21 protein-coding genes and 4 tRNA genes are annotated in these 22,959 nt (G+C 69.6%); 11 read left to right on the top strand and 14 right to left on the bottom strand.

Annotated elements, in window-relative coordinates; genetic code table 11:
* Positions 1 to 54: 54 nt before the first annotated feature.
* The 3 genes from CSX12_RS09170 to CSX12_RS09180 all read right to left on the bottom strand — a co-directional run bounded on the left by CSX12_RS09170 (position 55) and on the right by CSX12_RS09180 (position 350).
* Positions 55 to 126, bottom strand: a tRNA-Val gene (locus CSX12_RS09170).
* A gap of 26 nt (positions 127 to 152) precedes the next feature.
* Positions 153 to 223, bottom strand: a tRNA-Cys gene (locus CSX12_RS09175).
* A gap of 54 nt (positions 224 to 277) precedes the next feature.
* Positions 278 to 350 (bottom strand) — tRNA-Gly (locus CSX12_RS09180).
* Between the two features lie 151 nt (positions 351 to 501).
* Here CSX12_RS09180 and CSX12_RS09185 point away from each other — a divergent pair.
* Positions 502 to 577 (top strand) — tRNA-Val (locus tag CSX12_RS09185).
* Positions 578 to 609: 32 nt separating this feature from the next.
* Here the strand turns inward: CSX12_RS09185 and CSX12_RS09190 are convergent.
* The 3 genes from CSX12_RS09190 to CSX12_RS09200 are packed head-to-tail and all read right to left on the bottom strand — an operon-like array spanning position 610 to position 4,410.
* On the bottom strand, positions 610 to 2,274 hold the full coding sequence (locus CSX12_RS09190; protein WP_124895582.1) for an alpha-amylase family protein: 1,665 nt from the start codon (positions 2,272 to 2,274) through the stop codon (positions 610 to 612).
* Positions 2,271 to 3,236 carry a TIGR03885 family FMN-dependent LLM class oxidoreductase gene (locus CSX12_RS09195; RefSeq protein WP_124895583.1) on the bottom strand — a complete coding sequence of 322 codons (966 nt, stop codon included), beginning with the start codon at positions 3,234 to 3,236 and terminating at the stop codon, positions 2,271 to 2,273. Before CSX12_RS09195 ends, CSX12_RS09190 begins: the two co-directional genes overlap by 4 nt.
* Positions 3,205 to 4,410 carry a PQQ-dependent sugar dehydrogenase gene (locus CSX12_RS09200; RefSeq protein WP_124895584.1) on the bottom strand — a complete coding sequence of 402 codons (1,206 nt, stop codon included), beginning with the start codon at positions 4,408 to 4,410 and terminating at the stop codon, positions 3,205 to 3,207. The genes CSX12_RS09195 and CSX12_RS09200 overlap by 32 nt, the downstream gene beginning before the upstream one ends.
* Before the next feature lie 130 nt (positions 4,411 to 4,540).
* Here CSX12_RS09200 and CSX12_RS09205 point away from each other — a divergent pair, with 130 nt between their 5' ends.
* Both CSX12_RS09205 and CSX12_RS09210 read left to right on the top strand, forming a co-directional pair.
* Positions 4,541 to 4,966 (top strand): GIY-YIG nuclease family protein, encoded by a 426-nt coding sequence (locus tag CSX12_RS09205; protein WP_124895585.1) that lies wholly within the window; start codon positions 4,541 to 4,543, stop codon positions 4,964 to 4,966.
* A 114-nt stretch (positions 4,967 to 5,080) separates the two neighbouring features.
* Positions 5,081 to 5,263 carry a hypothetical protein gene (locus CSX12_RS09210; RefSeq protein WP_124895586.1) on the top strand — a complete coding sequence of 61 codons (183 nt, stop codon included), beginning with the start codon at positions 5,081 to 5,083 and terminating at the stop codon, positions 5,261 to 5,263.
* Positions 5,264 to 5,321: 58 nt separating this feature from the next.
* Here the strand turns inward: CSX12_RS09210 and CSX12_RS09215 are convergent, their stop codons facing one another.
* From CSX12_RS09215 to zapE, 4 genes are all read right to left on the bottom strand, one after another.
* Complete coding sequence (locus tag CSX12_RS09215) at positions 5,322 to 5,708, bottom strand: SPW repeat protein (RefSeq protein WP_124895587.1); 387 nt, start codon at positions 5,706 to 5,708, stop codon at positions 5,322 to 5,324.
* Positions 5,709 to 5,779: 71 nt separating this feature from the next.
* Positions 5,780 to 6,364, bottom strand: coding sequence for a type II toxin-antitoxin system PemK/MazF family toxin (locus CSX12_RS09220; protein ID WP_017202183.1), 585 nt, complete (start codon positions 6,362 to 6,364; stop codon positions 5,780 to 5,782).
* A 20-nt stretch (positions 6,365 to 6,384) separates the two neighbouring features.
* Positions 6,385 to 7,623 carry an ammonium transporter gene (locus CSX12_RS09225; RefSeq protein WP_124895588.1) on the bottom strand — a complete coding sequence of 413 codons (1,239 nt, stop codon included), beginning with the start codon at positions 7,621 to 7,623 and terminating at the stop codon, positions 6,385 to 6,387.
* Between the two features lie 134 nt (positions 7,624 to 7,757).
* Positions 7,758 to 8,795: a cell division protein ZapE gene (gene zapE / locus CSX12_RS09230; RefSeq protein WP_017202185.1), complete on the bottom strand. Its 1,038-nt coding sequence runs from the start codon at positions 8,793 to 8,795 to the stop codon at positions 7,758 to 7,760.
* 145 nt (positions 8,796 to 8,940) lie between these two features.
* On the opposite strand from zapE, the gene CSX12_RS09235 reads away from it, so the two are divergent.
* Both CSX12_RS09235 and CSX12_RS09240 read left to right on the top strand, forming a co-directional pair.
* Positions 8,941 to 9,834 carry a sulfurtransferase gene (locus tag CSX12_RS09235; protein ID WP_017202186.1) on the top strand — a complete coding sequence of 298 codons (894 nt, stop codon included), beginning with the start codon at positions 8,941 to 8,943 and terminating at the stop codon, positions 9,832 to 9,834.
* An 18-nt stretch (positions 9,835 to 9,852) separates the two neighbouring features.
* A complete protein-coding gene (locus tag CSX12_RS09240) occupies positions 9,853 to 10,284 on the top strand; it encodes a SufE family protein (protein ID WP_017202187.1) in 432 nt (143 codons plus the stop codon).
* Here CSX12_RS09240 and CSX12_RS09245 read toward each other — a convergent pair.
* The gene (locus CSX12_RS09245) at positions 10,268 to 11,422 is read right to left on the bottom strand and encodes an alpha/beta fold hydrolase (protein ID WP_017202188.1); all 1,155 of its coding nucleotides are present in this window, start codon (positions 11,420 to 11,422) and stop codon (positions 10,268 to 10,270) included. The two genes, CSX12_RS09240 and CSX12_RS09245, sit on opposite strands and share 17 nt — an antisense overlap.
* Positions 11,423 to 11,447: 25 nt before the next feature.
* Here CSX12_RS09245 and CSX12_RS09250 point away from each other — a divergent pair, with 25 nt between their 5' ends.
* The 4 genes from CSX12_RS09250 (at position 11,448) to CSX12_RS09265 (ending at position 16,646) form a co-directional block, all read left to right on the top strand.
* Positions 11,448 to 12,029 carry a DUF3000 domain-containing protein gene (locus CSX12_RS09250; RefSeq protein ID WP_017202189.1) on the top strand — a complete coding sequence of 194 codons (582 nt, stop codon included), beginning with the start codon at positions 11,448 to 11,450 and terminating at the stop codon, positions 12,027 to 12,029.
* On the top strand, positions 12,022 to 13,215 hold the full coding sequence (locus CSX12_RS09255; protein WP_124895589.1) for a ribonuclease D: 1,194 nt from the start codon (positions 12,022 to 12,024) through the stop codon (positions 13,213 to 13,215). The genes CSX12_RS09250 and CSX12_RS09255 overlap by 8 nt, the downstream gene beginning before the upstream one ends.
* Before the next feature lie 72 nt (positions 13,216 to 13,287).
* Positions 13,288 to 14,493 carry a thiolase family protein gene (locus CSX12_RS09260; protein WP_124895590.1) on the top strand — a complete coding sequence of 402 codons (1,206 nt, stop codon included), beginning with the start codon at positions 13,288 to 13,290 and terminating at the stop codon, positions 14,491 to 14,493.
* A gap of 8 nt (positions 14,494 to 14,501) precedes the next feature.
* The gene (locus CSX12_RS09265) at positions 14,502 to 16,646 is read left to right on the top strand and encodes a 3-hydroxyacyl-CoA dehydrogenase NAD-binding domain-containing protein (protein ID WP_124896855.1); all 2,145 of its coding nucleotides are present in this window, start codon (positions 14,502 to 14,504) and stop codon (positions 16,644 to 16,646) included.
* A 112-nt stretch (positions 16,647 to 16,758) separates the two neighbouring features.
* Here CSX12_RS09265 and CSX12_RS09270 read toward each other — a convergent pair whose 3' ends face one another.
* The 3 genes from CSX12_RS09270 to CSX12_RS09280 are packed head-to-tail and all read right to left on the bottom strand — an operon-like array spanning position 16,759 to position 20,913.
* Positions 16,759 to 18,390 (bottom strand): GMC family oxidoreductase, encoded by a 1,632-nt coding sequence (locus tag CSX12_RS09270; RefSeq protein ID WP_124895591.1) that lies wholly within the window; start codon positions 18,388 to 18,390, stop codon positions 16,759 to 16,761.
* Complete coding sequence (locus CSX12_RS09275) at positions 18,387 to 19,289, bottom strand: YegS/Rv2252/BmrU family lipid kinase (protein ID WP_124895592.1); 903 nt, start codon at positions 19,287 to 19,289, stop codon at positions 18,387 to 18,389. The genes CSX12_RS09270 and CSX12_RS09275 overlap by 4 nt, the downstream gene beginning before the upstream one ends.
* Position 19,290: 1 nt before the next feature.
* Positions 19,291 to 20,913, bottom strand: a complete 1,623-nt coding sequence (locus tag CSX12_RS09280; RefSeq protein ID WP_241160423.1) for an FAD-binding oxidoreductase — start codon at positions 20,911 to 20,913, stop codon at positions 19,291 to 19,293.
* A 20-nt stretch (positions 20,914 to 20,933) separates the two neighbouring features.
* Between CSX12_RS09280 and CSX12_RS09285 the strand changes: the two genes are divergently transcribed.
* Positions 20,934 to 21,512: a TetR/AcrR family transcriptional regulator gene (locus CSX12_RS09285; protein WP_017202196.1), complete on the top strand. Its 579-nt coding sequence runs from the start codon at positions 20,934 to 20,936 to the stop codon at positions 21,510 to 21,512.
* Positions 21,509 to 22,957 carry a glycerol-3-phosphate dehydrogenase/oxidase gene (locus CSX12_RS09290; protein ID WP_124895593.1) on the top strand — a complete coding sequence of 483 codons (1,449 nt, stop codon included), beginning with the start codon at positions 21,509 to 21,511 and terminating at the stop codon, positions 22,955 to 22,957. The genes CSX12_RS09285 and CSX12_RS09290 overlap by 4 nt, the downstream gene beginning before the upstream one ends.
* The last annotated feature ends 2 nt before the right edge of the window (positions 22,958 to 22,959 follow it).

Consider the following 22,959-nt stretch of genomic DNA (forward strand, 5'->3'; position numbering starts at 1 on the left):
TGCGCGACGGGATCCGGGAACGAAAAAACCCCCGGAGAACCGGGGGTTTGTCTGTGCGCGATACTGGGATCGAACCAGTGACCTCTTCCGTGTCAGGGAAGCGCGCTACCGCTGCGCCAATCGCGCCCGTTGGGGCTATTCAGTTTTCCGCGAGGTGGCGACGGGATTCGAACCCGTGTAAACGGCTTTGCAGGCCGGTGCCTAGCCGCTCGGCCACGCCACCGTGTGGATTGACCCCACGTGCTGAAGGCCTTCCGAAGAAGACCCTCTGCACTCGAGCGGATGACGAGACTCGAACTCGCGACCCCAACCTTGGCAAGGTTGTGCGCTACCAACTGCGCTACATCCGCATTTCGTTCCCGGTTGTCCCGGGCACTCATGAAACATTAGCCGATGATCCCGCCTTCGCCAAACCGGTGGCGAATCTCGCGCGTGTCTCCCAGAGTGGTCAACACGGCCTCCGAGCGTCCGGTAGTATCGGGTGACGTACCCCACGGGTATGGGCGATTGGCGCAGTTGGTAGCGCGCTTCCTTCACACGGAAGAGGTCATCGGTTCGAGTCCGGTATCGCCCACCATCACTCCCCCTCCGAGGCCTCCTCGGCCTGGTTCAGGCGATGCGTCCGTCCCCGGGGCGTGCGACCCGGAGCCACCGGTATCCGTACGCCGGCACCTCCAGCACGACCTCGCCCTTCGCTCCCAGCGTCAGCCGCTCGGACTCCAGCAGTCCGACGAGGTCGGTTCCCTCCGGTTCCTCCGCGAGCCGGAAGGTCACGGTCGCCGGCACCTCCGCGAAGTTGTGCACCGCGACCAGCCGACCGACATCCGCCGTGAGCGAGTGCACGAGCACGGCATCGACCGGCTGCACGATCACGGCGAACTCGCCCCAGCCGAGCTCGGGTGAGACACGGTAGCGGGAGGCGAGCTCGCGGATGAAGTGCAGCATCGAGCCCCGGTCGTCGAGCTGATCGGCGACGTTGACATGCTCCGGCGCGTAGCCGTCCGCGGGCGGGCGGGCGGGAAGCCGGGACGGAGCGGCGTCCGAGAAGCCGCCGTTGCGTCCGGACGACCACTGCATCGGGGTCCGCACCGCCTCCCTCGCTTCGATCTCGGCGTTCTCCCCCATGCCGATCTCCTCCCCGTAGAAGAGCACGGGCGTCCCGGGAAGCGTGAACAGGAGGCTGTAGGCCATCCTGATGCGCCGCGGGTCTCCGTCGAGCATGGGCGGGAGGCGACGGGTGATCCCGCGACCGAACACGCGCTGCCGCTCGTCGGGAGCGAGGGCGTCGAAGACCTCCTGCCGCTCCGCGTCGTCCAGCTTGTCCAGGGTCAGCTCGTCGTGGTTGCGGAGGAAGTTCGCCCACTGCACCTCCGGACCGAGCACGGGGCGCGCAGTCAGCGCCTCCACGAGCGGGCCGGGTTCTCGCCGCACCAGCGACAGATACAGCGCCTGCATCGCCACGAAGTCGAACTGCATGGTCAGCTCGTCGCCGTCCGTGCCCCCGAAATAGTCGACCTGCTCGGCGTACGGGAGGTTCACCTCCCCCAGCAGGATCGCTTCGCTGGATCGCCGCTGGAGGAACCGCCGGATGTCGCGCAGGAGCTCGTGGGGATCGGGGATCTCCGCTCCGCGGGGCACCTCGAGGAGGAACGGCACCGCGTCCACCCGGAATCCCGAGACGCCCAGCTGCAGCCAGAATCCGATGACCTTCGCGATCTCGTCCCGCACCGCGGGGTTGGCGATGTTGAGGTCGGGCTGGTGCTCGTAGAAGCTGTGCTGGTACCACTGCCCCGACGCCTCGTCCTTCGTCCAGATGCCGTCGGCCTGTCCGGGGAACACCGCGTTCTGCTGCCCCTTCGGCGGGGCGTCGTCCCGCCACACGTAGTAGTCGCGGTACGGAGAGGACACGCTGCGCTTCGCCGCGAGGAACCAGGGATGCCGATCCGAGGTGTGATTGATCACGAGGTCGACGATCACACGGATCCCGCGGTCCCTGGCGGTGCGGATCACCTCCACGAAGTCGCCGTGGTCGCCGAGCCGGGGGTCGATTCCGTAGAAGTCGCTCACGTCGTAACCGTCGTCGCGGTCCGGCGTGGGATAGAACGGCATCAGCCAGAGGCACGTCACCCCGAGTTGCGCGAGATAGTCGATCCGCTGGGCGAGGCCGCGGAGGTCGCCCACGCCGTCGCCGTTCGTGTCGAGGAACGTCTCCACATCGAGGCAGTAGACGACCGCGGTCTTCCACCACAGGTCGCTCGTGTCGGTGATCTTCACAGTCGCTCCTTCAGTGCGGGGATGAGCTCGGATCCTGCGGCCCGGAGGAAGCCGGCCTGTTCTCTGCCGACATGATGCAGATAGACCCGGTCGAATCCGATCGTCACCAGCTCGGCGATGCGGTCGGCGAGGGACGCCGCATCGTGGTCGATCAGCACCGCGGCGCGGAGAGCAGCATCGTCCGGCGCGCCGATCGCGGCGTCGAACTCCTCCGGCTGCTCGATGTTCCAGGTGAGCGGCGGAGCCAGGACGCCGTTGCGCCACTGCTGACGGGCGAGGGCGAGGGCCTCGGCGTCGGTCGCCGCCCAGCTCAGGTGAACCTGGAGGCTGCAGGGCCCTGTGCCCCCGGCCGAGCGGTACTCGTCGATGACGCGCCGCAGCACCGACGGCGGCTGGGCCACCGTGACGAGACCGTCGGCCCATTCTGCGGACCAGGCTGCGGTCTCCGCGCTCACCGCCGTCGCGAACAACGGTAGCGGGGATGCGGGAAGACTCCAGATCCTGGCACGGTGCGCGCGGACCAGTCCGTCATGGCTGACCTCCTCGCCGGCGAGCAGACGGCGGATGACGTCGACGCTCTCCGCCAGACGCTCGTTGCGCACGGCCTTGGCCGGCCATCCGTCGCCCGTCACATGCTCGTTCATGGCCTCCCCGCTGCCCAGCGCCGCCCAGAACCGTCCGGGGAACATCTCCTCGAGCGTGGCGAAGGCCTGCGCGACCACGACGGGGTGGTAGCGCTGCCCAGGGGCGTTGACCATTCCGATCGAGAACGTCGTGCGCGCGAGCGCCGCGGCGATCCAGCTCAGGGCGAAGCCCGACTCCCCCTGCTCCGGGAGCCAGGGCGCGAGATGGTCCGAGCACATCGCCCCGTCGAAGCCGGCCTGCTCCGCCGCCGTGACGGCCTCCAGCAGTGCGCTCGGCGGGATCTGCTCATGTGAGGCGTGGAATCCGATGAACACCATGCGCCGAGTCTGCCAACCGCGCTGCCGCTGCGGCAGTGGTTGACACGAGCGCCGCCGGGATGGCAGACGCGCTTCCGTCCTCCCCGTCCGCGGTCGCACCGAGGGAGAGGCGGAGCACGCGGTCGTCCGCCGGCCGAGGGGTCCCCCGACCGTCCGTGTTGCCGGTGAGCACCCACAGCGTGCCATCGGGTGCGGCGACGACGTCCCGCAGCCGGCCGTAGGTGCCGCTGAGATGCTCGACGGACGAGGCGAGGTCATCCAGCGGCACCTCTCGCAGCCGCTCGCCTCGGAGGTTCGCGAGGAAGAGATTGCCTCCAAGGATCGCGATTCCGCTCGGACTGGCCGCGGAGGGCGCCCACTGCTGCACGGGGTCGACGAACCCCGCCCTGTTCGCGCTGCCCTCCACCTGGGGCCAGCCGTAGTTCGCTCCGGGTTCGATCCGGTTCAGCTCGTCCCAGGTGTCCTGCCCGAACTCGCTCGCATACATCGTCCCTTTGTCATCCCACGCGAGGCCCTGCGGATTGCGGTGACCGTAGCTGAAGACGGCAGAAGCCTCGAAGGGGTTGTCCGCCGGAATCGCGCCGCGGGGCGTGAGCCGGAGGATCTTGCCACCGAGCGACGTCAGATCCTGCGCGCTCTCCCGATCACCGGCGTCCCCGGTCGCGACGTAGAGCATCCCGTCGGGTCCGAAGGCGATGCGTCCGCCGTTGTGGTTCGTCCCGGCGGGGATACCGGAGAGGATCGTCTGGCCTGCACCGAGTTCGAGCGCGCCTGGCTCACCGGAGAGCGGGAAGCGCCGCACGCTGTTGCCGTCGTCTCCCGTGGAGTAGGCGTAGAGCAGGTCGTCGTGCACGGCGATGCCCAGCAAGCCGCCCTCCCCCCGTGCCTCCACGTCGCTGATCCGGGCGACCTCGCGCGATCCGGCGTCCGTCACCTCGAGGATCCGTGCGGTGTCGCGTTCGCTGATCAGCGCGACGCCGTCGTGGAAGGCGAGCGACCACGGTGTGACCAGATCCTCCGCGATCGTGACGATCTCACCGGCGGGAGACGGACTGACCTCCGTCGACGGGCGCGCCGAGGTGCTCGGTGACGGTGCCGGAGCGCACGAGACCGCGAGGAACGCCAGGAGGAGCGCGGTGAGGCCGCCGAACGCCCGTGTGCCCGTGATCCTCATCCGACTCCCTCGCCTTCTCCGCTCCGCTCGCCCCTTCCCTCTCGACCCTAGGCGCGGGGCACCTCTCAGAGAAGGCTCACAGTGGCGGACGCCCTCCGTCGATGTCCGAGGCCCCCCGTAGCCTCGACGCGTGCCGACCGAACGCCGCCTTCCGGGCCCCTGCCCGCTGTGCGGAAGCACCGCCGGCCGGCGCACGGACGGCGCCTGGCACTGCGCACTGTGCGGATGGCGCTACGGAGACGCCCCGGACTCCGACCTGCCTCTCCCCCGCGTCGACGTCGTCTACTACATCCGCTTCGACCAGCGCGTGAAGATCGGTACGAGCCGCCAACCGCGACGGCGTCTCGCCAGCATCCGCCATCAGGAACTGCTGGCTTTCGAACAGGGTGGCCGGTCGCTCGAGCAGCAGCGGCATCGCGAGTTCGCGGCGGTGCGGGAGGGCGGCGAGTGGTTCACTCTCAGCGACGACGTCCGGGCGCACATCGCCGTGCTCCAGGGGGCAGGCGATCCGTGGCAGCTCTACGCGCGGTGGCTGAGCACCGCGTTGCGGAGCTGACGTCCGCCGAGCTAGCACGACCGCCGCACGCAGGCCAGGGGGTGCAGAACCCGGCCGGCGGATCGGAGGATGGCCGTCACGGACGCGCACAGCGTCGAGACGAGAGGAGACGACATGTCCGGACGCGATGACATCCCCCAGGCGCCTGACGGCATCAGTGGCGAGGACGCGCTGCAGGGAGACGGCAGCGGCGACCCGAACAAGGATCGGGAGTTCCTGCAGGATCTTCCTCCCGCTCAGGTCGACCCCGAGCAGTCCGACGGCGAGGCGAGCGAGGGTCCCTACGCCGAGGAGTAGCCGGAGCACACGCGAAGGGCGGCCATCCGAGGATGGCCGCCCTTCGTCGTCCGAGCCGTCAGGCGGTCGCCGCGACCGGACGCGTGCGCGCCGGCTGCGGCTGCGAGAAGAGCACGACGACGATCACCGTGGCTCCGACCACGACGTGGGGCAGCCACACGTTGAGGGCTTCGCCCGCGAACCCGAACATCCACGGGGACAGCGCGAGGAACAGGCTGGCGACGATGTCGAACACCAGGTGGACGGGCATCGGGATGAAGCCGAAGGGGCCCCATTCGTACTTCGTGAACAGGCTGTAGACGATCAGCCCGACACCGAGCACGATCGGGATGACGACGGCGGCGCCGCCGACGCTCGCGAAGCCGAACAGCCAGGGTGCAGCGATCAGGGCGATGCCCACGATGTAGTCGAGGACTCCGTGGACCTTGGTGGGGATGAAGCGCATGATTCCTCCTTGTGTGGCGCCGCGGAACGCGACTCACCACTCGTTCGCAGCCCTCCCCCGATCGGATTGCCTCAGCGCGCGACAGTCCATCCGTAGCGCCGTCCGAGAGCCGCGCTGACCCGGTCGTAGCGGCGCCGATCCAGCACCGCGGCCTCCCGACGCAGGCCCCGCTCGTGCACGCTGTACAGCTGCTCGATGTCGACCCACGACTCGCGGCCCTGCGAGTCCCACCCGCCGGTACCGATCGAGAGGTAGTCCCGCTCTCCGTCGTGCGGCTTGCTGGTCATGCGCACCGCGTACACGCGGTCGGCGGACTGCCGCCCGATCACCAGGACCGGTCGGTCCTTGCCGCGTCCGTCGTCCTCCTCGTAGGGGACCCAGGTCCATACGATCTCACCGGCGTCGGGAGCGCCGTCTCGCTGCGGTGCGTACGCGACGGCGAGGTCGCCGATCCGATCCGGATCGATGCGGAGCGTCTCCGTGCCCCTCGCGCGTCCGCGATCGGCTCCCCCGCCGGCGGGTGCGGTTCTCTCCGCAGACGGCCGCAGACGCGCGTCCGGGCGCCTCGGAGCTGATGTCCGAGACGCCCGGCCGGATCCCACCGCCTTGAGCAGGAGGTCCGCGAGTGCTGTCAGGATGCCGTTGGTCTTGCTCACACGGTCACCCTATGCGCAGATCACGCGTCTGCGAGTGCGTAGCCCTCCTCGCCATGCACGACCTGGTCGACACCCGCGATCTCGTCCTCGTTCGTGATGCGGAAGCCGATCGTCTTCTGGATGGCGAAGCCGATGATGAAGGCCACGACGAAGGAGTAGATCAGCACACCCAGCGCGGCGATGAGCTGCACCGCGAGCTGGCGGGCGTCCCCACCGACGAACAGTCCGGTCCCCGTGGCGAAGAAGCCGAGGTACAGGGTTCCGATGAGACCACCGACGAGGTGGATGCCGACGACGTCGAGCGAGTCGTCGAAGCCGAACCGGAACTTCAGCTCGACGGCCAGGGCGCAGACGATGCCGGCGACCGCACCGAGCAGCAGCGACCAGCCCGGGGTGAGGTTGGCGCATGCCGGGGTGATGGCGACCAGACCGGCGACCGCACCCGAGGCGGCACCGACCGAGGTCGCCTTGCCGTCCTTGATCCGCTCGATGAGGATCCAACCGAGGATCGCGGCGGCCGTGGCGCCGAGCGTGTTGAGTCCGATGAGTCCGACGCCGCCCATGTCCTCCGCGAGCCACTCCGCTCCGGCGTTGAAGCCGAACCAGCCGAACCACAGCAGCGCTGCGCCCAGCAGGGTCAGCGGGACGTTGTGGGGCTTGAGGATGCCCTTCTGGAAGCCGATGCGCTTGCCGAGGACCAGCGCGAGGGCCAGGGCTGCGGCTCCGGCGTTGATGTGCACCGCGGTACCGCCGGCGTAGTCGATCACGCCGATGCCGCTGTCCTCGCCGAACAACGTGGTGCCGAGGTTCATGATCCACCCTCCGCCCCACACCCACGCGGCCACAGGGAAGTAGCCGATGGTCGCGAAGATGCCGGCGAAGATCAGCCAGCTGCCGAACTTCGCGCGGTCGGCGATGGCGCCGGAGATCAGGGCGACGGTGATGATCGCGAAGGTGGCGCCGTAGGCGACGCCGAGCAGAGCGACGTTCGAGCCCTCACCGGCGGCCAGGTTCGACAGGCCGAAGTCGGCGAACGGGTTCCCCGCGAAGGCGGTGGGGCTGTCGACCGCGCTCATCGAGAAGCCGAAGAGAATCCACAGCACAGCGACGAGGCCGATCGAGCCGAAGCTCATCATCATCATGCTGACGACGCTCTTCGCCTTGACGAGTCCGCCGTAGAAGAAGGCGACGCCGGGCGTCATGAGCAGCACCAGCGCTGTCGCGGTGATCGCCCACGAGATGTTGCCGGGAGCATCCATAGGAAAACCTCACATCCGAAGTAATTGAGAGCTTCAGTGTGACGACGCGCCGTTTCACGGATGCGTGAGGTTTGTTTCCCCGGCGTTACAGCGGGGCTCCGGGTGTGAACATCGCGTTACGCGGGACTGCGGGCTTACGCAGAATGCGTGAGGGCGTTGAGCCGGGAGATGGCGCGAAGGTACTTCTTGCGGTATCCGCCGGCGAGCATCTCCTCGGAGAACACGCCGTCGAGACCGAGCCCGGTCGCCAGGATCGGCAGCTGCGCGTCGTAGACCCGGTCGACGAACGCCACGAAGCGCAGCGCCTCGGACTGATCGGTCAGTTGACGGACATCGCGCAGACCGACGCGGTGGATGCCGTCGATGAGACGGATGTACCGGGAAGGGTGCACCTGCGCGAGGTGACGGATGAGGTCGTCGAACCGGTCGTCCGACACCGCCCCCTCTGCGGAGGCCTCCGCGATCCCGGTCGCATACGCCTCATCGTCGAGCGTCACCGCGTGACCGTCGATGGCGCGCTGGCGGAAGTCGACGCCGTCGATGCGGAGCGTCTGGAAGCTGTCGGACATGGCGTGGATCTCGCGGAGGAAGTCTTGGGCGGCGAAGCGCCCCTCGCCGAGGGCGTTCGGCGGTGTGTTCGAGGTCGCGGCCAGGCGCGTGCCGGTGGGGACGAGTTCGCCGAGGAGTCGTGTCATCACCATGGTGTCACCCGGGTCGTCGAGCTCGAACTCGTCGATGCAGAGCAGATCGGCCCCCTTCAGGAGGTCGACCGTGTTCTTGTACCCGAGTGCACCCACGAGAGCCGTGTACTCGATGAACGACCCGAAGTACTTCCGGCGTGCGGGCATGGCGTGGTAGATCGAGGCGAGCAGGTGGGTCTTGCCGACGCCGAATCCGCCGTCGAGGTAGACGCCCGGCTTGAGCTCCGGCTCCTTCTTGGCCCGGCTGAACAGACCGCCGCGCTTGGCGGGAGTGCCGCGCCCGGCGAAGCGCATGAGCGTCTGCTTCGCATCCTCCTGGGACGGGTACGCGGGGTCGACCCGATAGCTCTCGAAGGTCGCGGAGTCGAACTGCGGCGGCGGCACCAGGCTCGCCAGCATCTCGGGTCCGCTGACGGTCGGCTGGCGCTCGGTGAGGTGCACGATTCCGGTGCGGCTGGTCGGGTCGGTCATCACGGTCCTGGATCGGGTGCCGGCCTGTGTCGAAGTCTTACGAATCGGGCGCAGGGGGCTCAGCGGGGATCTATCGTCGAAGGGGACGGATCAACACTACGCCGTCCGCACCCGCCCCTTCGCCCGCGCAATGCTTGGAGATCCCATGGCCGTCGAGTTCGATTCCTCCTCCCCGAAGTTCGCCGAGTACGCCGAGCCCGGCCGGCTCGTCACGACGGAGTGGCTCGCCGAACGACTGGGCACGCCGGGGCTGGTGGTCGTGGAATCCGACGAGGACGTGCTGCTGTACGAGACCGGGCACATCCCTGGCGCGGTCAAGGTGGACTGGCACACCGAGCTCAACGACCCCGTGGTGCGCGACTACGTCGACGGCGAAGGCTTCGCCGCGCTGCTCAGCCGGAAGGGCATCGCCCGCGACGACACCGTGGTGATCTACGGCGACAAGAACAACTGGTGGGCCGCATACGCGCTGTGGGTCTTCTCCCTCTTCGGTCACGAAGACGTCCGTCTCCTGGACGGCGGCCGCGACCGCTGGATCGCCGAAGGCCGCGAGCTGACCCGCGAACCCGCGAACCGACCCGCGACCGAGTACCCGGTCGTCGAACGCGACGATGCGGCCATCCGCGCCTACAAGGAGGATGTGCTCGCGCACATCGGCAGCCCTCTGATCGACGTGCGCTCCCCCGAGGAGTACAGCGGAGAGCGCACCACCGCTCCTGCGTACCCCGAGGAGGGCACGCTGCGCGCCGGACACATCCCCACCGCGCAGAGCGTGCCGTGGGCGAAGGCCGTCGCCGAGGACGGCGGCTTCAAGACCCGCGCCGAGCTCGATGCCATCTACCGCGACGGCGCCGGACTCCGGGACGGCGACGACGTGGTGGCGTACTGCCGGATCGGTGAGCGCTCGAGCCACACCTGGTTCGTGCTCAAGCACCTCCTGGGGTTCGAGAACGTGCGCAACTACGACGGCTCCTGGACCGAGTGGGGCAGCGCGGTGCGCGTGCCCATCGTGACGGGGACAGAGCCCGGCTCCGTCTGACGTGTGACAATGACAGGGATGAGCACGAGCGACGTTCCTGAGACCCTGGCGGAGATCCGCGACAGCTTCCTGGAGACCCCGGAGGCCGATCGACTCCTGCTGCTGCTCGAGTTCTCGGATGAGCTGCCCCCGGTGTCCGACGACGTCGCGAGCCATCCCGAGATGTACGAGCGTGTCGCCGAGTGTCAGTCTCCCGTGTACATCCATGTCGAGGTGGACGACGGCATCGTCACGATGCACGCGACCGCGCCTCCGGAGGCGCCGACGACGAGGGGCTTCGCGAGCATCCTGGTGCAGGGCATCACGGGTCTCACGGTCGACGAGGTCCTCGCGATCCCGGAGGACTACCCGCAGTCGATCGGGCTCACCAAGGCGGTATCGCCCCTGCGGATCGGCGGCATGACGGGGATGCTCATGCGCGCGAAGAACCAGGTCAGGAAGAAGAGCTGAACCCCTGTGCCGCCAGCCAGTCGGTGATGGCGGACGTCCACCCCGTCTGGTCGTAGTTCCACAGCTTGGTGTGCCGCGCGACCGTGAAGCGCGGCATCGTCACGAGATCCGGGCGCGCCTCCTGCAGGGCATGGGAGGAGTCGGCGGGCACGAATCCGTCGTCGTCGCTGTGCAGGATGAGGATCGGTGCGACGAGTTCGTCCGCTCGGGCGACCATGTCCAGGCGGTCGAACGCGATCGGTTCGTCCGCCCCGCTGAGGCGCGCGGTGAGCGGACGCTGGAGAGCGCCCATCGCCAACTCGGGCAGCGGTGCCCTGACGCCGACCATCCGCGCCTGGAACCGCAGCACGGTGCGCCAGTCGACGACCGGCGATTCGAGGATGATCCCCGCGATGCGGTCGCGGAGACCGGAGTTGACGGCGGCCTGCAGGGAGATCGCGCCGCCCATCGACCACCCCATCAGGAGTACCCGTTCCGCGCCGTGGCGGAGGGCGTAGGCGATCGCCGCGTCCACATCACGCCATTCCGAGGCTCCCAGCGCGTAGGCGCCCGCCCTGGTCCGCGGTGCTTCGCCGTCGTTGCGGTAGGAGACCACGAGGTTCGGCAGGCCGGCCGCGTGCAGGACGGGGACCGCGCGCAGGCATTCCGCCCGTGTCGCCCCTCGGCCGTGCACCTGGATCACCCAGGTCGTGGATGAAGCCGGGAAGTACCAGGCCGGGCACGGTCCCGCAGGCGAGCCGATCAGCACGCTCTCCCAGCGCAGGTGGAGCTCGCTCGGCGACGAGTAGTAGTAGCCGCTGAACGAGGCGGCTCTGTCGACGCGCGCTCCCGGCTCGATCTGGGTCAGCAGCTTGCGTCGCACGGTGTGGGCATCCGCGGTCAGCACCGCGCCCAGCTTGACGTAGCCGTAGGTGCCGGTGGTGAAGAGTCCGTACCGGCCGGGGAGCTCCGTGTCGAGAGTGCGCCCCAGCTCGATGGTCTGCGCGCCGGTGTCGACGGAGAGGATCTCGGTGTCGGTGACGCGACGCATGGGCGTGACGACGCGCCGTGCGACGGCGAGCACGAGCAGCGCCAGCCCCGTTCCGAGAGCGAGCAGGGCGGGGACAAGGAGCGTAACGGCGTGCCTGAGACTCTTCATCGCTTCCTGACTCTAGCCTGTTGCCGTGACCGCACACCCCGAAGCCGGGACGCTCTTCGACAGCGCCGTGGCCGAACTGCGCGAGACCGAGTTCCGCGATGACATCTCGGTCCGCGAGATCGCCACGCCGCAGGGCCTCGCGCCCTTCGCCATCGCGCTCGCCGCCGATGTGCGGCCGGACGGCGACGGCGAGTCCGCGTACGGCACCGGCCGGTTCGTGCTCCTGCATGACCCCGACGAGCCGGGCGCGTGGGGCGGCGCGTGGAGGATCGTGCTGTTCGCGCAGGCCCCGCTGGAGACCGAGATCGGGACGGATCCCCTCCTCGCCGACGTGACCTGGTCCTGGCTCGTGGACGCGCTCGACTCCCGTGACGCGGTCTACCACTCCGCTTCGGGGACCTCGACGAAGACGCTGTCGAAGGGATTCGGTGGTCTCGCCGTCGAAGGCGACGGAGCGCAGATAGAATTGCGTGCGTCCTGGACACCGGAGGGCCCGTTCCGACCGCACGTCGAAGCATGGGCCGAGCTGGTCGGAATGCTGGCGGGACTTCCGCCCGGCTCCGAGGGCATCGCCGTGATCGGCGCGCGAAAGGCTGTACGTGACTGAATACTCCGTGATCTCGGATGCCGAGGAGTTCCGCGCTGCCTGCGCCGTGCTCGCCGCCGGCACAGGGCCCGTCGCCGTGGACGTCGAGCGCGCGTCCGGTTTCCGCTATTCGCAGCGGGCTTACCTCGTGCAGGTGTTCCGGCGCGACGCCGGGGTCTTCCTCTTCGACCCGCCGGCGATCGGCGACTTCGCCCCGCTGCAGGCGGCGATCGGCGATGTGGAGTGGGTTCTGCACGCCGCGAGCCAGGATCTGCCCTCGCTGCGCGAACTGCACCTCGAGCCGAACGAGATCTTCGACACCGAGCTCGCCTCCCGGCTGCTCGGGCACGATCGGGTGGGCCTGGCCGCGGTCGTCGAGGACACCCTGGGCATCACGCTCAAGAAGGAGCACTCCGCCGCGGACTGGTCGACGCGTCCGCTGCCCGACTCCTGGCTCGAGTACGCCGCGCTCGACGTGCTGCACCTCATCGACGTCCGCGACGCCCTCGTCGCCGAGCTCGTCGAACAGGACAAGACCGAGTTCGCCGCACAGGAGTTCGCCGCCACACTCGCGCGCGCCCCGAAGCCGCCCAGGGAGGACCCCTGGCGTCGGCTGAGCGGACTGCACCAGGTGCGCGGAGCCCGTAACCTCGCGGTCGCCCGCGCGCTGTGGGAGGCGCGGGAGATGTATGCGCAGCAGCAGGACGTGTCCCCCGGCCGGCTCGTGCCCGACCGCTCGCTCGTCGCGGCGGTCATGGCCAACCCGACATCCAAGCAGGCACTGGCCGGCGTCAAGGAGTTCCAGGGGCGCGCGAGCCGCACGCAGCTCGACCGCTGGTGGCAGGCCATCGTCGATGGCCGCGCGGCGGAGAACCTGCCTCGCGAACGCGTCCCGAGCGACACCCTCCCCCCGCCGCGCGCCTGGGCGGACCGCAATCCGGAGGCCGATGCCCGGCTGAAGGCCGCACGGCCCGTGGTGGAGGCCGTCGCGGAAGAGCTGGGTATGCCGACGGAGAATCTGCTCACGCCCGAGTACCTGCGCCGCATCGCCTGGGATCTGCCGGGTGAGACGGCCGAGGAGATCGCCGACGCGCTGACAGCGCTCGGCGCACGGCCGTGGCAGATTGAACAGACCGCACAGAAGATCGCGGCGGCCTTTGTAGAGGCGGCGCAAGCGCCGGACACCACGTCCGCACCCGTTTCGTAGGTTGGATCCAACCGATTCCTCCCCGTTTCCGCGGCTTCCTAGACTGAGGTCACGCACTAACTTGGAGGCAGAGTGGCCGAGATCTCGGACGTCTTCTTCGTCGATGGAGTACGCACCCCCTTCGGGCGCGCCGGCGAAAAAGGCATGTACTGGAACACCCGCGCGGATGACCTCGCCGTGAAGGCGACCATCGGCCTGATGGAGCGCAACACCGCCGTCCCGGCTGACCGCATCGACGATGTCGCCATCGCCGCGACCAGCCAGACCGGCGACCAGGGACTGACCCTCGGCCGTTCGGTGGCGATCCTCGCCGGACTCCCGCAGACCGTGCCGGGACTCGCGGTGGAGCGCATGTGCGCCGGTGCGATGACCAGCGTCACGACCATGGGCGCCTCGATCGGCGTCGGCATGTACGATCTGGCACTCGCCGGCGGCGTCGAACACATGGGCCGCCACCCGATCGGCGGGAACGCCGACCCGAACCCCCGTTTCGTCGCCGAGAAGATGGTCGACCCCGGCGCCCTCAACATGGGGGTGACCGCCGAGCGCATCTTCGATCGCTTCCCGCACCTGACGAAGGAGCGCTCCGACCGTTTCGGCATGCTGAGCCAGCACAAGGTGCAGGCGGCATACGACGCCGGCAAGATCCAGCCCGACCTCGTGCCCGTGGCCATCAAGGGCGCCGACGGCGCCTGGGGCCTGGCCACCGAGGACGAAGGGCGTCGTCCGCAGACGACGATGGAGGACCTGGCCGCTCTCAAGACGCCGTTCCGCCCGCACGGTCGCGTCACCGCAGGCACCTCATCGCCGCTGACCGACGGCGCGACGATGTCGCTGCTGGCCGGTGGCGGTGCGGTCAAGGAGCTCGGCCTCGCCCCGAAGATGCGGATGGTCTCGTTCGCGTTCGCCGGCGTGCAGCCGGAGATCATGGGCATCGGCCCGATCCCGTCGACCGAGAAGGCGCTGAAGAAGGCCGGCCTCACGATCGACGACATCGGCCTGTTCGAGCTCAACGAGGCCTTCGCCATCCAGGTGATCTCGCTCCTCGACCACTTCGGCATCGCCGACGACGACCCCCGCGTCAACCAGTGGGGCGGGGCGATCGCGGTCGGCCACCCGCTCGCCGCGTCTGGCGTGCGGCTCATGATCCAGCTCGCGGCGCAGTTCGCCGAGCGTCCCGACGTCCGTTACGGCCTGACCGCCATGTGCGTCGGTCTCGGACAGGGCGGTTCGGTCATCTGGGAGAACCCGCACTACGACGGCAAGAAGAAGAAGTGAGCGCCCCTGTGACGAACTACGACGACATCGACTTCTCCCCCATCCAGGCTCTCACGGAGGGCGAGGTCATCACGCACTCACCGGTGCGCGACATCCGTCTCGCCTCCGGCAAGGTGCTCGCCCTGATCACGCTCGACAACGGTCGCGATCACACCCGCCCGAACACACTCGGCCCCGCGACGCTCACCCAGCTGGGTGAGACCCTCGACGGTCTCAAGGCCCGAGCCGCGGCGGGCGAGATCCAGGCGGTCGGCATCACCGGCAAGCAGTACATCATGGCCGCCGGCGCCGACCTGTCCGACATCAGCAAGGTCGGCTCACGGGACAACGCGCGCCTGATCGCCCAGCTCGGTCACAAGGTGCTCGGCAAGCTGAGCGAGCTCGGCGTGCCGTCCTTCGCGTTCGTGAACGGTCTCGCTCTCGGCGGCGGACTGGAGATCGCGCTGAACTCCACGTACCGCACGGTCGACGCGTCCGCTGCGGCGGTGGCGCTGCCCGAGGTCTTCCTCGGCATCATCCCCGGCTGGGGCGGCGCCTTCCTGCTGCCGAACCTGATCGGCATCGAGAACGCCCTCGAGGTCGTCATCTCGAACCCGCTCAAGCAGAACCGGATGCTGAAGCCGCAGCAGGCGTTCGATCTCGGTATCTTCGATGCGATCTTCCCGGCGGCGAACTATCTCGAGAACTCGCTGTCGTGGGCGGACGCCGTCCTCGGCGGCAAGAAGGTCGAACGGAAGAACGAGCCGGGCAAGATCGAGCGTCTGACCAAGTGGCCGATCGCGATCAAGATGGCGCGCGGCATGCTGGAATCGAAGATCGGCACCATGCCGAAGTCGCCCTACGCAGCCCTCGAGCTGCTCGACAAGGCGAAGAGCGGCACCAAGGCGGAGGGCTTCGCCCGTGAGGACGAGGCGCTGGCGGAACTCGTGACCGGGGACCAGTTCGCGGCGTCGATGTACGCGTTCGACCTGGTGCAGAAGCGCGCGAAGCGTCCGGTCGGCGCGCCCGACAAGCAGCTCGCGAAGAAGGTCACCAAGGTCGGCATCATCGGCGCCGGTCTCATGGCGAGCCAGTTCGCCCTGCTGTTCGTGCGCAAGCTCCAGGTGCCCGTGCTCATCACCGACCTGGACCAGGCGCGCGTCGACAAGGGCGTCGCCTACATCCATGAGGAGATCGGGAAGCTCGAGGCCAAGGGCCGCGTGGACGCGGACACCGCGAACAAGCTGCGCGGTCTCGTCACCGGCACGACCGACAAGAGCCTCTATGCGGACTGCGACTTCGTGATCGAGGCGGTCTTCGAAGAGGTCGGCGTCAAGCAGCAGGTGTTCGGCGAGATCGAGAAGATCATCGCCGAGGACGCGATCCTCGCGACCAACACCTCGTCGCTGTCGGTCGAGGGGATCGGTGCGAAGCTCGCACACCCCGAGCGTCTGGTCGGCTTCCACTTCTTCAACCCGGTGGCGGTCATGCCGCTGATCGAGATCGTGAAGACTCCGACGACGGCGGACGCCGCGCTCTCCACAGCATTCGTGGTGGCGAAGAACCTGGGCAAGAACGCGGTGCTCACCGCCGACGCCCCCGGCTTCGTCGTGAACCGCCTGCTCGCGAAGGTCATGGGCGAAGCGGCCCGCGCGGTCTACGAGGGCACGCCGATCGCGGACGTCGAGAAGGCCTTCGGTCCGCTCGGCCTGCCGATGGGTCCGTTCCAGCTGATCGACCTGGTGGGCTGGAAGGTGGCCGCCCACGTGCAGGACACGATGGTGCGCGCCTTCCCCGACCGGTTCTACGCCAACGAGAACTTCCACGCGCTCGCGGAGCTCGACACGGTCGTGGAGAAGGACAAGGGCGGACGCGTCGTCGGCTGGAGCAAGCAGGCCGAGAAGGTCCTGAAGCCGGCGGTGGGAAAGACTCCGGCCTCGGCCGCGACGATCCTCCAGCGCGTGCAGGACGGCCTGGCGCAGGAGATCAAGCTCATGCTGGACGAGGGCGTCGTCCCGGAGGTCGAGGACATCGACCTCTGCCTGATCCTCGGCGCCGGATGGCCGTTCATCGACGGGGGCGCCTCGCCGTACCTCGACCGTGAGGGCGCATCGGAGCGGGCCTTCGGCGGCTCCTTCCACACTCCGCAGATCCGCGGCGTCGAGAGCCGCTGATCCCCGGACGCCATCACGCTCAGCGCCCCACCGGATTCCGAAGATTCCGGTGGGGCGCTGCGCATCGCCCACGGCTGGAACGGGAAGGCGTCGCGAGCCCTGTCGCCGAGGCTCAGCTCGCCGGCTGAACCGGGCGCTCGTCCTCTTCGCCGCGATGAGGCCAGTACGACAGCGCCCGTTCCGCCAGTGCCGTGATCGTGAGAGACGGATTCACACCGGGATTGGCGGGCACGGCCGCACCGTCGACGACGTGCAGGCCGGGGTGCCCCCAGACGCGGTGATACGCGTCGATGACACCGTCCGAGGGTGACGCCGAGATCACGGCACCGCCGAGGAAGTGCGCGGTGAGAGGGATGCCGAACACCTCCGGCCAGGATCCGCGTGCGGCGGCAGGCACCCCGCCGTCCGCCTCGACCCGCGCCGCGATCGCCGCCGCCGCCGTGTGGGCCTGGGGTAGATAGCTGGGGTTCGGCTCCCCGTGTCCCTGCGCGCTCGTCATCACCAGCCGGCCGAAGCGGCGACGCAGCGAGAGCGTGAGCGAATTGTCCGCGGTCTGCATGACCAGCGCGATGATCCCCCGCTCGCTCCAGCGGCGGAGGTTCCCGAGACGGAACTGCCGCACCGGGGAGCGGAGGATCTGGGTCCCGAGGCTGCGCAGTCGCGCACCGAGCCGACGATCGCCCGGGACGAGTACCGTCGCCAGCGCCCCCATCAGGTTCGACCCCGGCCCGTAGCGGACGTTCTCGACGTGCGTACGGTCGTCGACGTGGAACGACGTGGTGATGGCGATGCCGTGCGCGAGCTGCAGCGGTTCCGGGACGGACACGGCCACTGCGCCGTCGAGGGCCTCCGAGTTCGTGCGCGTGAGGCGGCCGACGGCGTCGGAGACCCGGGGCAGCGCGCCGGACGCCTTCATCCGGTGCAGCAGTTGCTGAGTTCCCCAGGTGCCGGCGGCGAGCACGACCTGCCGCGCGGTCACGGTCTTCCGCGCGTGCCGGAACCAGGCGCCGCTGCGCTGCGTCGTCACGGCGAAGCCGCCGTCCGCAAGCGCCCGCACCTCGGTCGCGGTGCGCAGCGGAGAGACGACCACGCCTCGACGTTCGGCGAGGGCGAGGTAGTTCTTCATCAGCGTGTTCTTCGCGCCGACGCGGCAGCCGACCATGCAGTTGCCGCACAGCGTGCACCCGGTGCGATCGGGCCCGTCACCACCGAAGAACGGGTCCGGTGTGCGCTCCCCCGGCTTGCCGAACCAGACTCCGACCGGTGCGTGCCGGAACGTCGAGCCGACGCCGAGGTCGTCCGCCGCAGCGGCCATGATCCGCTCCACCGGCCCGGTGTGCGGATAGCGCTCCACGACACCGAGCATCCTCTTGGCGGTGGCGTAGTGCGGCGCCAGTTCGGGCTCCCACTCCGCGATACCCCGCCACTGCGGGTCTTGGAAGAACGCACTGCCGGGCTGATACAGCGTGTTGGCGTAGTTGAGCGACCCGCCGCCGACTCCCGCGCCCGCCAGGATCATCACATGCGGCAGGCGATGGATCCGCTGCACCCCGAAGCACCCGAGCATCGGCGCCCACAGGTAGCGGCGGAGATTCCAACTCGTTCGCGCGAAGTCCTCGTCCTCGAAGCGACGGCCGGCCTCGTACACCTGCACGCGGTAGCCCTTCTCCGCGAGCCGCAGCGCGGCGACGGAACCGCCGAAACCCGATCCGACGACCACGACGTCCTCGTCGAAATCAGTCATGCTTCGCTTCCCGGGACCATCAGGGTGAGCGCCCCGGGAAGCACCGACAGGGTGCACTCGTGTTCGCCGATCCGCTCCCCATCGGCATAGACGACCAGCCCGGGGGCGGAGACCGTCACACTTCGCGCGCGCCGATGCGTGACCTCCCGCCGAACCAGGTGCGTACCGCGCAGCAGCAGCGGGAACAGGCGCAGCAGACGCAGGCGGCCCAGCGGGGCGACATGCACGATGTCGAGCAGCCCGTCGTCGGGCACGGCGCCCACGCAGATCGGCATGCCGCCGCCGTAGCTCGCCGTGCTCCCCACGGCGATCAGCGTTCCCGGCTGTCGGCCCGGAGCGTCGCCATCGATCGCGAGGGTGAAGTCCATGGGACGCAGGCGTGCGAGTTCGACGAGCAGGGCGAGGTAGTAGCGCAGCGCGCCGTGCGGCCATCGGAGCCGGTTCGTGCGATCGCTGACCTTCGCATCGAATCCGAGAGCCGCGACCGTGAGGAACCTGCGCGTTCCGTCCGCTGTGCGGATCATGCCGACGTCGATCGAGCGAGGTACGCCGGTGACCGCCAGCTCCGCCGCCGCCGCGGAATCGCCGCGCGGCAGACCCAGCGCGCGAGCGAGGTCGTTGCCGGTGCCGGCGGCGACGAGGACCACGGGGACGGAGCCTTCGCACACCGTGTCGAGGATGCCGGCCAGGGTTCCGTCCCCGCCGACCACGACGAGCGCCCGTGGCCCGTCCGCCAAGGCCGCGACGGCGAGTCGCGCGGTGTCCGCCGCCGACCGTCCGATGAACACCTGCACCTCGGCGCCGCGCGCGCGGAGGTGCCCGATGGCCACCTCGGCCGAGCGGGCTCCCCGCCCCTTCCCGGCGAACGGGTTCGCGAGCACCGCGATGTGCTCCGCCATCTCAGCGCGTCCGCTCGAGAGGGATCACGGCACCCGGGTTGAGGATGCCGGCCGGGTCGAGTTCGCGCTTGATCGCGGCGAGGATCCGCACTCCGGTGTCGCCGATCTCCTCGGCCAGCCAGGGCGCGTGGTCCCGGCCGACCGCGTGGTGGTGGCTGATCGTCCCCCCGGCCGCCAGGATCGCGTCGTTCGCCCGCGCCTTCACCGCTCCCCAGACGGTGAGCGGATCGGAGCGGATGCCGGCGAGCACGGTGAAGTACAGCGAGGCGCCGGTCGGATAGACGTGGGAGACGTGGCACATGACGTACGACTTCGCGCCGGCCTCCGCGAAGCCCCGGGTCAGCGCATCCGCCACGGCCGACCGCAGAGCGGGCAGATTCGACCAGGTCGTCGCCGTCTCCAGCGTCTCGCAGAAGACCCCTGCGTCGAGCAGCGAGTCCCGCAGGTACGGCCCGTCGAAGCGGCCTTCGAGCCAGTCCTCAGCGGCCCCCTCCCCGGCCGACGATCCTCCCGCTGACGCGAGGTGGGCGCTCACACGCGCCCGCCGCTCGGCGATCCGCTCCCCCTCGTACACGGTCACCACGCTCGCCCCCTTTGCGAGAGCTTTCCCGATCCGACCGATCTGCGCCAGACTCACCGCGGTCTCCGCTTCGTCGGAGAGTCGGATGACGGTCGGACCGTCGCCGTGCTGCGCCACCCGACGCAGGCCCTCGACCCCGGCGGAGAAGTCCGGGAAGGTCCAGGATTCGAACACCCGGCCGCGCGGGATCGGATGCACCCGCACCCGCACCTCGGTGATGATGCCGAAGATCCCCTCCGAGCCCAAGAAGATCCTGACCAGGTCGGGGCCGGCCGCCGAACCCGGTGCGCGTCCCACCTCGATGTCGCCGGTCGGCGTCGCGACCCGGATTCCGGTCACCATCGCGTCGAAGCGGCCGTTGCCTGCCGAGTTCTGACCCGAGGACCGCGCCGCCGCGAATCCGCCGATCGTGGCATAGCGGAAGCTCTGCGGGAAGTGCCCGAGTTCGAGACCGTGCGCGGCGAGCAGCGCCTCCGCCTCCGGCCCGCTCGTGCCGGCGGCCAGCACCGCTTCGCCGCTGATCTCATCGAGGCTGAGCAGTCCGTCGAGGCGTCGCAGGTCGAGGCTCACGACCGCACGGTGGCCGCCCCGCTCGGGGTCCAGCGCACCCACGACGCTGGTCCCACCCCCGAACGGGATCAGCGCGATGCCGCGGTCGACCGCGACGTCCAGGCACGCCCGGACCTCGTCGTGGGTGCTCGGACGCACGACGGCGTCCGGCGCCGCCTGCTCGACCTGTCGTCGGCGCAGGAGATCGGGCGTCGAGCGGCCGCCGGCGTGGCGGATGCGCGACTCGGCGGAGTCGTCGACGTGCTGCGGGCCGACCGCTGCGCGGAAGGCCGCGAGGTCGTCCGCGGTCAGAGCAGACGGGGCCAGCTGCACCGCGTCCAGCGCGACCGGCGGCTCGGGTCGACGGATGCGCCCGAGGAGCAACGGCAGCAATGTCCGGACCGCCAGCGGCAAGCCCTTCGCTCGGGAGGGATCGCCCCAGCCGTTCCACCTCATCGTCGGATCCGCATCGATCCTGCCATCCACTCGGCTCATGGGTTACAGTGTGACACATCATGGAAGAACGTCAACCACAATGGGATGCCACGCAGGAGCGGATCCTCGATGCCGCGGATGCGCTGATCGCCCGGCGAGGCGTCCGCGGTGTGACGATCGCCGAGCTCGCCCGCCGAGCCGAGCTCAGCCGGCCGACGATCTATCGCAGCTGGAGCGACGCCGACGATGTCGTCCGCGCCTCACTGCTGCGCCGCGTCGCCCGCATCCTCGCCACGTTCCCCGCGTCGCCGGGGAGTCGGTCCGAACTGGTCGACGACGTCCTGCGGTTCATCTCGCTCTTCCGCGAGGATCCGCTCTACGCGCATCTGCTCGCCGACGAACCCGAAGCCTTCACCCGTTACACGCTGGAGCGCGTCGGATCGAGCCAGCGGCTCATCCTGACCTGGCTCGCCGCGGCGATCGGTGCGGCCCAGGACGACGGATCCGTACGGAAGGGCGTGCCGGACGAGATCGCCGTGATGCTCCTGCTGATCGCGCAGTCCGCCGTCCTCTCGCACGGAACCGTGTCCGACCTCATTCCCGAGACCGCGTGGGAGCGGGAGCTTCGGGCCGCTCTCGACGGCCTGCTCCGACCATGACCGCCCACTCCTCCGCCCTCAACGCCGCCCGACGTCGGACCGACCTGGTGCTCGCGTCCGAGGAGACCGCCGACGTGCTCGTGGTCGGCGGCGGGATCACCGGGGCGGGGGTCGCCCTCGATGCGGCGTCACGAGGACTGCGCGTGACGCTGATCGAAGCGGAGGACCTCGCGTTCGGAACCAGCCGGTTCAGTTCCAAGCTCGTCCACGGCGGTCTCCGTTACCTCGCCACCGGCGACGTCGCCACCGCGAGGGAGAGCGCGGCGGAACGCCATCTCCTGATGACGGCGATCGCACCGCACCTGATCCGCCCCCTCGGACAGCTGCTGCCCTTCAGCGGGGACGTCACGATGCGCCAGCGCGGAGCCGGAGCGGTCGGGATGGCCCTGGGCGACTTGCTGCGGGTGAAGGCACGGACGCCACGGACCGTGCTCCCCCGCCCGCACCTCGTCTCCACCAGGACGGCGATGCGGCTCGCCCCGGCGCTCGACCCGCGCGGCCTGAGGGGCGGGATGCTCTCCTACGACGGACAGCTGGTCGACGATGCCCGGCTGGTCGCCACGGTGGCTCGCACCGCGGCCGCTCGCGGCGCCCGTATCCTCACCCGCGTCCGCGCGATCACCCTCCGCGGAGACGGCGCCACGGTGCAGGACACGATGAGCGGCGAGAGGTTCGAGGTCAGGGCCCGCGCCGTCGTCAACGCGACCGGCGTCTGGGCCGGCGCCCTCGACGGGTCCATCCGGGTGCGCCCGAGCCGTGGCACCCACCTCGTGCTCGACGCGGCCGATCTCGGACAGCCGATGACCGCGCTGACGATCCCGCACGAGGGATCGATCAGCCGGTACGTCTTCGTGCTGCCCCAGGCCCACGGGCGCGTTCTCGTGGGCCTCACCGACGAGAACGCCCCCGGACCGGTCCCCCGCATCGCCCAGCCCACCGAAGCCGAGATCGACTTCCTGCTGCGCACGCTCAACCGGGTGCTGCGAGAGCCGATCGGGCGCGACCGGGTGCGAGGAGCGTTCGCGGGGCTGCGACCGCTCGTCGACAACGACACCGCGGCCACAGCGGACATCTCGCGGCGACACCTGGTCGCCGTCTCCGAGACAGGGTTCGTCACGGTTCTCGGGGGCAAGCTCACCACCTACCGGCGGATGGCGGAGGACGCGGTCGACCTGGTGGCGCAGACGCGACGACTCCGCGCCGCTCCGAGCCGGACCGCCTCGCTGCGGCTGGTCGACCGTGCCGTGCCCGCGGACGCTCCGCTCGACGAGGCGACAGGGCTGACCGCGGCCGACGTCGAGTTCGCGGTGCGCAGCGAAGGGGCGATGACCGCGGACGACGTGCTCGATCGGCGCACGCGCATCGGACTCGTGGACACGGACCGCGAGCGATGCCTTCCCGTCGTCGAAGCACTCGTCGCCCGCACCCTCGCCGGCCTCGGCTGACC

The organism is Microbacterium sp. Y-01 (assembly GCF_003856715.1).
In the GTDB taxonomy this organism is placed as follows: Bacteria; Actinomycetota; Actinomycetes; order Actinomycetales; family Microbacteriaceae; genus Microbacterium; species Microbacterium algeriense.